At 48.0% G+C, this 12,176-nt stretch carries 11 protein-coding genes; 10 read left to right on the top strand and 1 reads right to left on the bottom strand.

The window, feature by feature from the left end; translation table 11 throughout:
• Nucleotides 1-79: 79 nt before the first annotated feature.
• The 8 genes from recA to HPT30_RS13435 all read left to right on the top strand — a co-directional run bounded on the left by recA (nucleotide 80) and on the right by HPT30_RS13435 (nucleotide 7,873).
• Nucleotides 80-1,144: a recombinase RecA gene (gene recA / locus HPT30_RS13470; RefSeq protein ID WP_175371887.1), complete on the top strand. Its 1,065-nt coding sequence runs from the start codon at nucleotides 80-82 to the stop codon at nucleotides 1,142-1,144.
• 117 nt (nucleotides 1,145-1,261) lie between these two features.
• A complete protein-coding gene (locus tag HPT30_RS13465) occupies nucleotides 1,262-1,999 on the top strand; it encodes a regulatory protein RecX (protein WP_175371886.1) in 738 nt (245 codons plus the stop codon).
• Between the two features lie 302 nt (nucleotides 2,000-2,301).
• Nucleotides 2,302-3,843 carry a ribonuclease Y gene (gene rny / locus HPT30_RS13460; protein WP_175371885.1) on the top strand — a complete coding sequence of 514 codons (1,542 nt, stop codon included), beginning with the start codon at nucleotides 2,302-2,304 and terminating at the stop codon, nucleotides 3,841-3,843.
• Between the two features lie 87 nt (nucleotides 3,844-3,930).
• The gene (locus HPT30_RS13455) at nucleotides 3,931-4,725 is read left to right on the top strand and encodes a TIGR00282 family metallophosphoesterase (protein ID WP_175371982.1); all 795 of its coding nucleotides are present in this window, start codon (nucleotides 3,931-3,933) and stop codon (nucleotides 4,723-4,725) included.
• Nucleotides 4,726-4,926: 201 nt separating this feature from the next.
• A complete protein-coding gene (locus HPT30_RS13450) occupies nucleotides 4,927-5,187 on the top strand; it encodes a stage V sporulation protein S (protein ID WP_036656334.1) in 261 nt (86 codons plus the stop codon).
• 167 nt (nucleotides 5,188-5,354) lie between these two features.
• Nucleotides 5,355-6,314: a dipeptidase gene (locus HPT30_RS13445; RefSeq protein ID WP_175371981.1), complete on the top strand. Its 960-nt coding sequence runs from the start codon at nucleotides 5,355-5,357 to the stop codon at nucleotides 6,312-6,314.
• A 344-nt stretch (nucleotides 6,315-6,658) separates the two neighbouring features.
• Nucleotides 6,659-7,231 carry a phosphate propanoyltransferase gene (gene pduL / locus HPT30_RS13440; RefSeq protein ID WP_066361969.1) on the top strand — a complete coding sequence of 191 codons (573 nt, stop codon included), beginning with the start codon at nucleotides 6,659-6,661 and terminating at the stop codon, nucleotides 7,229-7,231.
• A gap of 174 nt (nucleotides 7,232-7,405) precedes the next feature.
• Nucleotides 7,406-7,873, top strand: coding sequence for a DUF1801 domain-containing protein (locus HPT30_RS13435; protein WP_175371884.1), 468 nt, complete (start codon nucleotides 7,406-7,408; stop codon nucleotides 7,871-7,873).
• Nucleotides 7,874-7,936: 63 nt separating this feature from the next.
• On the opposite strand, the gene dapA is transcribed toward HPT30_RS13435, so the two are convergent.
• Nucleotides 7,937-8,830 (bottom strand): 4-hydroxy-tetrahydrodipicolinate synthase, encoded by an 894-nt coding sequence (gene dapA, locus HPT30_RS13430; protein WP_175371883.1) that lies wholly within the window; start codon nucleotides 8,828-8,830, stop codon nucleotides 7,937-7,939.
• Between the two features lie 118 nt (nucleotides 8,831-8,948).
• Here dapA and HPT30_RS13425 point away from each other — a divergent pair, with 118 nt between their 5' ends.
• Nucleotides 8,949-9,845: a LysR family transcriptional regulator gene (locus HPT30_RS13425; protein WP_175371882.1), complete on the top strand. Its 897-nt coding sequence runs from the start codon at nucleotides 8,949-8,951 to the stop codon at nucleotides 9,843-9,845.
• 431 nt (nucleotides 9,846-10,276) lie between these two features.
• A complete protein-coding gene (gene htpG / locus HPT30_RS13420; RefSeq protein WP_175371881.1) occupies nucleotides 10,277-12,157 on the top strand; it encodes a molecular chaperone HtpG in 1,881 nt (626 codons plus the stop codon).
• Nucleotides 12,158-12,176 lie beyond the last annotated feature (19 nt).

Raw genomic sequence — 12,176 nt, 5'->3', positions numbered from 1 at the left:
TGTTCGAAAAAAAGCTTGGCAAGGTCTTCAAAACAAGTTATTATATATATTATAAACAACAGTGAAGGAAGTGGTCTGATTGTCAGATCGTCGTGCGGCGCTTGAGATGGCGCTTCGTCAAATAGAAAAGCAATTCGGTAAAGGTTCTGTAATGAAACTGGGCGAATCCACCCACATGCAAGTGGAAGTTGTACCTAGTGGAGCTTTGGCACTGGATATCGCATTGGGGATTGGCGGATTTCCGAAGGGACGTATTATCGAAGTATACGGACCGGAGTCTTCCGGTAAGACCACGGTTGCGCTTCATGCAATTGCGGAAGTACAAAAGCTTGGAGGACAAGCTGCATTTATTGATGCGGAGCATGCGCTTGACCCGAGATATGCTAACAAGCTGGGCGTGAACATAGATGAATTGCTGCTTTCGCAGCCGGATACAGGCGAGCAGGCGTTGGAAATTGCTGAAGCACTTGTCCGCAGTGGAGCGGTAGATATCATTGTTGTTGACTCCGTGGCAGCTTTGGTGCCAAAGGCAGAGATTGAAGGCGACATGGGGGATTCTCACGTAGGTCTGCAGGCTCGTCTAATGTCTCAAGCTCTGCGGAAGCTGTCTGGTGCGATCAACAAATCGAACACCATTGCGATCTTTATTAACCAGCTTCGTGAGAAGATTGGTGTGATGTTCGGTAACCCTGAGACGACTCCTGGTGGACGGGCTCTGAAATTCTATTCATCCGTTCGACTTGATGTACGTCGCGTTGAGAGCATCAAGATGGGCAACGATGTTGTGGGTAACCGGACGAAAATCAAGGTTGTTAAGAACAAGGTAGCGCCTCCGTTCAAGCAGGCGGATGTAGATATTATGTACGGTGAAGGGATTTCCAAGGAAGGCAGTCTTGTGGATATCGGTACAGAGATGGATATCGTAAACAAGAGTGGTGCCTGGTATTCCTATGAAGGTGAACGTCTTGGTCAAGGACGGGAGAATGCTAAGCAGTTCCTGAAAGAACATCAGGACATCGCCCTCGTGATTGAGAACAAGATTCGTGAAGCCAGCAATCTGACGACGATTGTGGCTGCTCCAAGTGAGTCTGAGATTGCAGCAGAGCAGGAAGAAGAAGAAAATCTGCTGATGGAAATCGAATAGTCTGAATTGAATATTCGCTAAGTATAGGCGCCCTGTGAACGACATGACAGGGTGTCTTTTCATAATCATAAGACGTTGAAGAAGGTATACGATAATTGCAATGAGGTGACAAGCAACATGGTTATACAACTTGATTCGGAGCCGGAAGAGCAGGAGGAACAGGCGTTATCTGATTTTCCGGATGATGGGGTGCTTGAAATCACGCGGGTAGAGCGGCAGAAGAAGTCGGATCACCGCTACATCATTCATTTCGGCCCTTATACGATGACCGTTCATGAAGATGTCATGATTAAATACCGGATGATCACGGGCAATTCTTTTATCAAGGCTGATCTGGAGGAGATTGTAGTTGCGGATGAGCGCCAGCGTGCTTATGTAGAAGGTCTCCGCTATCTGGAGCGCAAGCCGCGGACTGCGCAGGAGATGGCCCGCCGTTTACGGCAGAAGGAAATAGGAGAGACTATTATTGCGGAAGTGGTGCAGCGGCTGCAGGAGGAACGTTTTATTGATGATCCGCTGTACGCCAAGCAGTGGGCGGAGCAGCGCCTCACGAACCAGCGCAAGGGTAAGATGTGGATTCGGCAGGAGCTGCGTGAGAAAGGAATCGATAAGTCACTGATTGCAGAAGCGCTGGAGAATATCAGCCCGGAGGACGAACTGGCGAGTGCACTCCAGACAGGACGAAAGAAGTGGAATATGATTCGCGGGGAAGTCGTCAACAAAAGGCGCAAGACGGGAGCCTTCCTTATGCGGCGCGGTTTTCCGGGAGAAATGGTGCGCCAGGTGATCAACATCTTGCTCGAAGAAGAGAATGCAGAAGGGCAAGAAGAGGATCCATACTTCATGGATTACTAGACTTGACTTTACTTAAGGGATGAGCTCTCTTGACAATGTCTTTTTATAAATAATAAAATATAACATGAATCGGCAAAAGTAAGAACCCTTTTTCCTTCCCAAAAAGGTGATTCTGTTTGCGGTTCGCATACAACTCATATGATATGTAATCGCCGGATATGGCGGGCAGTGTGCATGTGCAGCATGTGCAGTATGGCAATCGGTGAGGTTACCGGTTTTTTGTATGGTGATGAAACGGATAGTTGAACAACTGCACAAATTCCCAAGGCATACCTTGGAGGAACCAACGAGGAGGTGAACAGATGCCAACTTGGGCCTGGATCATTATCGTTCTCGTTGTAGCTGCCTTATTCTTTGGGTTCGGTTATTTTATTCGTAAATCCCTTGCAGAAGCTAAAATTTCAAGCGCTGAGAAAGAAGCCGTAGTCATCGTGGAAAACGCGAGGAAAGAGGCTGAAGCGCTGAAGAAGGAAACGGTATTGGAAGCTAAGGACGAAGTCCACAGAATCCGTACCGAGGCTGATAAAGAAACTCGTGAACGTCGGAACGAAATCCAACGACAAGAGAGACGTTTGCTGCAAAAGGAAGAATCGCTGGATAAAAAAATGGAATCGCTCGAGCGAAAAGAAGAACAAGTAGCTAACAAAGAGAAACGAATCGATGAAACCCAACAACAAATTGATGTCATTTACAAGAACCAAGTTACTGAATTGGAGCGTATCTCCAATCTGAGCATCGACGATGCAAGAAGCATTATTCTCAGCAATGTAGAACAGGAAGTTCGCCACGAAACCGCACAAATGATCAAGGAAATCGAACAGCAGGCGAAGGAAGAAGCGGACAAGAAATCCCGCGAAATCATTACGCTCGCCATTCAACGCTGTGCAGCTGATCACGTTGCGGAGACAACCGTCTCGGTTGTTACGCTGCCGAATGAAGAGATGAAGGGACGGATTATCGGTCGTGAAGGCCGCAACATCCGGGCACTGGAGACTCTCACCGGTATTGACCTCATTATTGATGATACGCCGGAAGCAGTTATTCTATCAGGATTTGATCCAATCCGTCGCGAAGTGGCCCGTACGGCACTTGAGAAGCTGGTTGCAGATGGACGTATCCATCCAGCCCGCATTGAAGAGATGGTGGAGAAATCCCGCAAAGAAGTGGACGAACGGATTCGTGAATACGGTGAGCAGGCTACCTTCGAGGTGGGTGTTCACGGCTTGCATCCAGACCTGATCAAGATTCTGGGCCGCTTGAAATTCCGTACAAGCTATGGACAGAATGTATTGAAGCACTCCATGGAGGTCGCTTATCTGACAGGGCTTATGGCCGGTGAGCTTGGGGAAGACATCGTGCTTGCAAAACGTGCCGGATTGCTCCATGATATCGGCAAAGCGCTGGATCATGAAGTAGAAGGCTCACACGTAGAAATCGGCGTCGAACTGGCGAAGAAGTACAAGGAACATCCGGTAGTTATCAACAGTATTGCGTCCCACCATGGTGACTGTGAAGCCACTTCGGTGATTGCAATGTTGGTTGGTGCGGCTGACGCTCTGTCGGCAGCAAGACCTGGCGCTCGTCGGGAAACACTGGAAACGTACATCAAGCGTCTGGAGAAACTTGAAGAAATTTCTGAATCTTTCGAAGGTGTTGAGAAATCATACGCCATTCAGGCGGGCCGTGAGGTTCGCGTAATGGTACAACCTGAGAAGATTGACGATGCGGAAGCTTTCCGTCTGGCTCGTGATATTACGAAGATGATTGAGAATGAACTGGATTATCCGGGACATATCAAAGTCACTGTAATCCGTGAGACTCGGGCGGTAGAATACGCTAAATAAGCAAATGAAGAATAGTGGCCCCCAAACGGGGCCATTTTTCTGTAAATACGAGTTTCAAACCAAGTGCAAGTCTAGGAGGAGAGTCTTATTAAAGTACTATTTATTGGTGATATCGTCGGCAATACCGGAAGAAAAGCGTTACGTGAAATGCTGCCTTCTCTGAAAAGTAAATACCAACCCCACATCATTATCGTTAACGGTGAGAACGCGGCTGCTGGCCGCGGGATAACGTCGGCCATTGCGAACGAATTCTTCAACTGGGGTGTCCACGGCATCACGATGGGTAATCATACATGGGATAACCGTGATATTTTTGAGTTTATTGATGATGAGCCCCGGCTGATTCGTCCGGCGAACTTCCCTCCGGGCACACCAGGACGCGGATATACGGTAGTAAAAGCTAACGGCAAGCAGCTAGCGATTGTGAACCTGCAGGGACGCACCTTTTTACCAGCTATCGATTGTCCGTTCCGCACGGGCGACGAGATTGTGGAGGAGCTGCGCAGACAGCACAAATGTATCCTGGTCGATTTCCATGCGGAAGCAACCTCCGAGAAGATTGCCATGGGCTATCATATGGACGGACGTGCGTCGATTGTTGTCGGCACCCATACGCATGTGCAGAGCAATGACGATGTGATTTTACCTGGGGGAACGGCCTACTTGACCGATGCTGGCATGGTTGGTTCAAGAGAAGGAATACTGGGTATGGAAAAAGAAGCGGTCCTATACAAGTTCAAGACTCAGCTTCCGTCACGTTTCGTCGTGGACGAAGGGAAGTGGCAGTTACACGGTTTGTTTGCAGAGCTGGACGAGGCTACTGGAGCGGCTACCAAACTGGAGAAGATCCGCATGCGCGAAGGCGATTGGATCATGGATTAAGAGGAGCGGTCAAAATCTAAGATGAATCGGGCGAAAGCAACGTTTTAGGATGAAGTGTGATCTTTTTTATATCGAAAAAGAGTATCTTTTGTACCAATTTGAGTAGAAGTAGCCCGCAAAAAGAAGGAATTATTTCTTCTCCCGCGAATAACATCTACAGAGTGGAAGAACACCATCATTTTTCCCAGGGGAGGTACTTACATGGATGTATTAAAAGTATCAGCTAAATCCAATCCAAATTCCGTCGCCGGTGCATTAGCAGGTGTTCTCCGTGAACGTGGAACGGCCGAATTGCAGGCAATAGGAGCTGGAGCACTGAATCAGGCAGTGAAAGCTGTAGCCATCGCCCGGGGATTTGTGGCACCAAGCGGTGTTGATTTGATCTGCATTCCTGCCTTTACCGACATAGTTATTGATGGAGAAGACCGGACGGCGATTAAACTTATTGTTGAACCGAGATAATAGAAATTGATCTGTTTAAAGCCTGTTTACTTTGGTAAACAGGCTTTTTTGCTGCATAGTTACAGATAACACCCCGGGTCTCGGCATAGAATCTGAAGGAGGCTCCATCGTCCGGAAAGTGAAAGGTGGCAGCAGAAAGGGAGGGGAATGCTGTGAGGAAAGCAGACATGAAAGTAGCAGATTTCCACTGCGATGTACTGAGTAAAATGCAAAATTTCGGCGATATTGACTTTCGGAAGGATCCGCGGCTTGATGTAACGGCCGAGCGGCTGGCAGCAGGGAATGTGGATCTGCAATGTTTTGCTATCTATTTGTCGGAGCGCGGGGGGAAGCTGGGGTTTGAGCGGATATTGGGTCAGATCGATCTTTTTCGTGAAAAAGTAGTAAGGTCAGAAGGCTTGCAGTGGCTCCGCTGGAAGGAGGAAGTTGAGAGTCAGGTCCTTGGCGGGTCCAGCGCGGGAATGCTCTCTGTGGAGGGCGTAGACGGTCTGGAGGGCAATCTGTTCTACGCCCAGCTTTGTTTTGAGCTAGGTGTGCGATTTCTGGGGGTCACCTGGAATTATGCTAACTGGGCTGCAGATGGGGTACTTGAGCGACGAAATGGAGGATTTACGGAAAAAGGCAGGAGGCTGGTGGAGTGGTGCAATCAAAGCGGAATGCTGCTGGACGTGTCGCATCTCTCTCCATCGGGTTTCTGGGAGCTTACAGAGCTGAGCGATCGGCCGTTTATTGCCTCTCATTCCAATGCAGCGGCGATATGTGGACATCCACGCAATCTGGCTGATGAACAGATTAAAGCGCTGATTGCTATGGATGGAAGAATGGGGCTGACCTTTTTTCCGTGGTTTGTAGAAGATGGAGGAAAGGCTGGACGAGAAGACCTGCTGAAGCATATTGAACATGTATGCAGTCTTGGCGGGGAACGGATTCTGATGTTCGGCTCGGATTTTGACGGGATTGACACATGGGTGGAGGGGCTGGAGCATCCGGGAAAATACCCGGAATTTGCGGAGCTGCTGCTCCGGCATTATCCTGAAGAGCTTGTAAGCGGGTGGCTGTACGGGAATGCTATGACTTTTTTAGGAGAGAATTTGCCTTCAAAAAAGAGTAAGCATAGTCCAGCTTAGAAGTTTGTGGATATAGTGGACGGAATGGCATCAAAATACGTGTCAAACAGGCCAAAGGTGTTAACTAGTGCCAAACATACTAATCGATGTTAAAAACGTTAAACGTGCCAATTAGCAAACACACTAAACGCGCTAAACCACCAAACACCCCAATAACACAGGCTGTTCATATCAAAATTCACTCCTTTAATATAATAATTAATTGGAATTTATTGTTTCTCTATGTGTCCAATACAAGAAATTATCTTAAAAAGTGACAAGGTTCCTTTAGGTTTTGGGTATTTAGTTGTATAATGTTCTGTGGCTTGTACAGATACTAGAGAAAATTCAAGGAGTGACTTACAATGAGCAAGACTGTACCCGTAGGTGTGTCGGCTAGACATATTCACCTTACGCAAGAGCACGTGGAGGCTTTGTTTGGCCCAGGCTACCAATTGACTGAGTTCAAACCCCTCTCCCAACCCGGCCAATTCGCTGCGAATGAAACTGTAGCGGTAATCGGCACCAAAGGCAAATTTGACAAAGTAAGAATTCTTGGACCAGCTCGTCCGGCTTCCCAATTGGAAGTGTCCCGTACTGATGCATTCGCGCTTGGCGTGAAGGCTCCTGTTCGTGAATCCGGCAATATCGAAGGCACACCGGGCATTACCCTGAAGGGCCCTGCTGGCGAAGTGGAACTGGAAACCGGCGTTATTGTGGCAGCTCGCCATATTCATTTTCATACTTCCGATGCTGAAGCTTGGGGCATCGCTGACAAGCAACTGCTGAAGGTTCGCCTTGGCGGCGAGCGCGGTCTCGTGCTGGAGAACGTAATTGCGCGTGTATCCGACAGCTTTGCACTGGATATGCACATTGATACGGACGAAGCCAATGCAGCTGGTGCCAACAATGGCGATACTGCTGAAATTGTCGACTAGTCTTAATACGTATACAGTTTGAAGAAGCGGGGGAGCAATCCTCCGCTTTTTTTGTGCGCTTTTTTTCGCAGATAGTAGCCTTGCACAATTAATCGTTATTTTTAGTTTGGTACAGGGTTTGGTATGATAGAGCGGATGGTCAACAATTGAAGTAACGCGAATGGAGGGTACATAATGAAGTATGATGCCAGCAGTCCGGAGGACTATATTCATCAACTGCCAGAGGAGCGACAGCAAGCGATGGAGGTATTGAGAAAGACGGTTTCCGATAATCTGCCGGAAGGCTTCCAAGAGACCATGACCTATGACATGATCGGTTATGTCGTCCCGCACAGCATCTATCCATCTGGTTATCATGTGAAGCCCGAGGAGCCCCTCCCGTTTATCAGCTTAGCTTCCCAGAAGAACCATATCGCTTTTTATCATATGGGCATATATATCTTTCCCGAGGTGCTAACCTGGTTTCAGGAAGAGTACCCGAAGCATGTCCAGACCAAACTTGATATGGGAAAAAGCTGCATACGCTTCAAAAATCCAGCGGTCATTCCTTACAATCTGCTCGCGGAGCTGTGCCGCAAGATTTCGCTGGCGGATTATCTACAAAGATATGAGGACGGATTACGTACGCTTAAGAAAAAATAAAGGCTGCCTTCAGCCGTTAGAAACGGAGCGGGCAGCCTTTCAATATGGATGATTGCGTAACTGTTACAACCCGGATACAAGCGCTCCGGCCTGATACGCACGAAGTTCTTCTTGCAGCCCGGTGCTGATAGACATCAGTGGCAGCCGAAGGGTATCGGAACCAATGACTCCAGTATGGCTAAGCAGCCATTTGATGGGAGCGGGATTGGATTCTTTGAATAGCAGAGAGATCAGTGGAGTCTGACGCTCGAAGGCCGCTTTGGCCTGCTCCAGTTGTCCGGAAGCAAAATATTCGTAGATCTCGATGAATTCTGCCGGACGTACATTCGCCGAAGCCAGCATTCCGCCAGCAGCGCCGCGTCCCAGCATATCCAAGAAATGCTGATCATCGCCGCACAGAATGGGCTTGGAGCCGTATTTGGTCAGCTCGGTGACCAGCAGTGGCGAACCTGAGCAGTCTTTTAGACCAACAACATTGTCCATCTCCAGAATCGTCCGTGCTGTATCGACAGTCATGCCAACACCGGTTCTTCCGGGAATATCATAGGCCATGATCGGTACGCCAACCTCTGCAGCCTTGCGGAAATGCTCAATAATGCCTTGCTGCGAGGGACGACTGTAATAAGGAACTACAACGAGTGCGGCATCTGCGCCCAAATGACCGGCCAGCTCTGTACGTTTTACAGTGGATGCGGTATCGTTCGTTCCAGTACCAACCATAAGCGGGATAGAGGATTGCTTTAAAAGCTCACGGGATGCATTGACCAGGAGCTGAAATTCTTCCACGGTAACCGTCGGCGATTCGCCAGTGGTTCCGTTTACAACCAGACCCTGAATATTATGCTTAATGATGTTGTTCACATAATGCTCATACGAATCCAGATCAACTTCACCGGCTGTATTGAACGGAGTGACCACGGGGACATATACTCCAAAAACCTGTTGTTCTGTAAGCATGATTATCGGCCTCCAACATTTTAGTTGCTGTAAGATTACTTTACCATGGAATAATTCATCGGTGTTATCTATAATAAATGATATGGATCATCATTATTATTGATGTTAGGGTGAGATTATGGATTTGACATACTTGAGAACATTCCGTGAAGTAGCTAAGCGTCAGAGCTTTACCCGTGCCGCCGAGGAGCTGGGTTATGCCCAGTCGAGCGTTACGATGCAGATCCAGAAGATCGAGAAGGAGTATGGTGTTCCGCTTATGGAAAGGCATGGACGCCAGCTGCGCTTGACTCCTCCGGGGGAGGAGCTGTTAAAGCTGTTTGTGGAAATGCTGGATTTGTATGATCGTTCCAAAGAAACGATTGCTCAGCAAATTGGCGGGACACTGACGATCGGAACGATAGATTCCCTGGCCGCGTTTTATTTGCCTCCTTTTCTTCAGCAGCTGCGGACCCGGTTTCCGGGATTGAACATTCATCTGCAGACACAGCAGGAAGCCAATCTGGTCAATAAAATAAAGGACGGGGAAGTTGATATCGGACTTATGCTGGACCGCAGCACGGCAGATTCCTTCCTGAACCGCACGATTATCCGGGAGGAGCCACTGGTACTAATCGCTCCCGTTGGACATCCACTGGCTGCACTGGACAGCGTTAAGCTCAAGCATTTGAATAATTGTGAATTCATTGTCTCGGAGGAAAGCTGTATTTACCGGAGTCTGTTCGAGAATTTGCTCAAGGAGCATGGCATTGTGTTCCGCATAGGCTTCGAGCTGTCCAACCTGGAGGCGATCAAGCGCTGTGTCATGAACGGACTGGGCATTGCGCTGCTTCCACGGATTGTGGCCCAGGAGGAGATTGAGCGGGGCTATCTGGCCGAGCTGAATTTTAATCATCCTGAAATCCATTTTGATTTGCAATTGCTAATTCACCCCAAGAAATGGAAGTCTCAACCCCTGCAATCTCTGATTCAGATGCTGATGCAGGATGCGGGAACGCAGGCAGCAGGGCTGTGAAAGTGATACATGAATCATGCAGTGAAAAGCCAGGAATTCTAGCAAAAATGCAGTAATATATTGACATCTAAAATTATTATATGGTATATAAAAAGAAGTGTTAGCACTCACTGGAGTGGAGTGCTAATCATTTTGTTGTTTTGACCATATGAGACGAATAAAAGAGGTTAACAAAAAGCGAGAAGGAATGAAGGGGAAGGTTTGGAACTGTAGCAGCGAGAGCGTCCAGCCTGAAAGCTTTCCGAAGGAAAGCTCTCATCGGAAGCATAAGCTCACCGGATTTCAACCGCTAGCAGCGGTTTATAATAAAGAAATCTGGGGACAACAGCGGCCGAAAGTCCAAACATTCACCGTAGTGACGATCGAGCTTACGTTCGGATCATACATTCGTCTTATAAAGATGCTTATCTTGAAAGGAGATCAATTTATTCATGGCCAAAAAAAAGTTTAAAGCCGAATCCAAGCGCCTGCTGGAGATGATGATTAACTCCATCTATACGCAGCGGGAGATTTTTCTCAGAGAGCTGATCTCGAATGCCAGCGATGCTATTGATAAAATCTATTACAAAGCGTTAGCCGACGATTCGCTGGTCTTCAATAAAGAAGATTACTATATTAAAGTGACTGCTGATAAGGCAAACAGAACGCTGACCATTACCGATACAGGTATCGGTATGACTGCTGAGGAATTGGAGAACAACCTTGGCGTTATCGCGAAGAGCGGCTCCCTGGCCTTCAAGGAAGCGAATGAAGCGAAGGACGGCCATAACATTATCGGTCAGTTCGGTGTTGGCTTCTATTCCGCCTTTATGGTCGCAGACGATGTAACGGTTATCAGTAAGGCGCTGGGCAGCAGTGAAGCGTTCAAATGGGAATCCAAAGGCGCTGACGGCTATACCATCGAACCGGCTGAGAAAGACAGTGTCGGTACCGAGATCACACTGAAGATCAAGGCGAACACCGAAGAAGATCAATATGATGAATACCTGGAAGAGTATCGTCTGAAGTCTATCATCAAGAAATACTCTGACTTCATCCGCTTCCCGATCAAGATGGATATCACCACCAGCCAGCCTAAGGCTGACAGCGAGAACGAGTTCGAGGAAATCTCCGAAGAACAAACCGTGAACAGCATGGTGCCGATCTGGCGGAAGAATAAGAACGAGCTGACGGACGAGGATTATAACAATTTCTATGCCGAGAAGCGCTACGGTTTCGACCAGCCGCTCAAGCACATTCACATCAGTGCAGACGGTGCGGTTGTCTATAACGCGATTCTGTTTATCCCTGAGAATACGCCGTTTGACTACTATACTAAGGAATATGAGAAGGGCCTGGAGCTGTACTCCAACGGCGTCCTGATCATGGACAAATGTAGCGATTTGCTGCCGGATTACTTCAGCTTTGTCAAAGGGATGGTAGATTCAGAAGATCTGTCGCTGAACATTTCCCGAGAGCTGCTGCAGCATGACCGCCAGCTGACTTTGATTGCCAAGAACATTAAGAACAAGATCAAGAGCCAGCTGCAAAGCCTGCTTAAGGACGAAAGAGAGAAATACAATCAGTTCTACAGCGCCTTCGGCAGACAGCTTAAATTCGGTGTATATAACGATTACGGCATGCATAAGGACACGCTGCAGGACCTGCTGATGTTCTACTCTTCCACAGAGAAGAAGCTGGTTACACTGGACGAATATGTGTCAAGAATGCCGGAAGATCAGAAGTATATCTATTATGCCGCAGGTGAGTCCGTAGAGCGTATCGAGAAGCTGCCACAGACCGAACTGGTTGCTGATAAAGGCTATGAAATTCTCTACTTCACCGATGATATCGATGAATTCGCGATCAAGATGATTACGTCTTACAAGGAAAAAGAATTCAGATCCGTCTCCAGCGGCGATCTTGGCATCGAGACTGATGCTGCAGACAAGCCTACCGATGCTGAAGAGAATGAGAACAAAGAGCTATTCGAAGCAATGAAGGGCATTCTGTCCGGCAAGGTTAAGGATGTCAAGGCTTCTAAACGCCTTAAGACTCATCCAGTCTGTCTCTCCACTGAAGGCGAGCTGACCATCGAGATGGAGAAAATCCTGAAATCCATGCCGAACGGCCAGGAAGTGCAAGCAGACAAGGTGCTGGAGATCAATATCAATCACGAAGTGTTCCAGTCCCTGAAGGCGGCTTCGGACAATGATAAAGAGAAGCTGAGTCTGTACACGAACCTGCTGTACAACCAAGCTCTGTTGATTGAAGGTCTGCAGGTAGGCGATCCTGTGCAGTTCACGAACGATATTTGCAAAATCATGGTGTAATTGCGTAGCCAATTAACAC

The organism is Paenibacillus agri, assembly GCF_013359945.1.
Classification (GTDB): domain Bacteria; phylum Bacillota; class Bacilli; order Paenibacillales; family Paenibacillaceae; genus Paenibacillus_AQ; species Paenibacillus_AQ agri.
The sequence above is the reverse complement of the archived record's forward strand: the minus strand, read 5'-3'. Positions and strand labels throughout refer to the sequence as shown.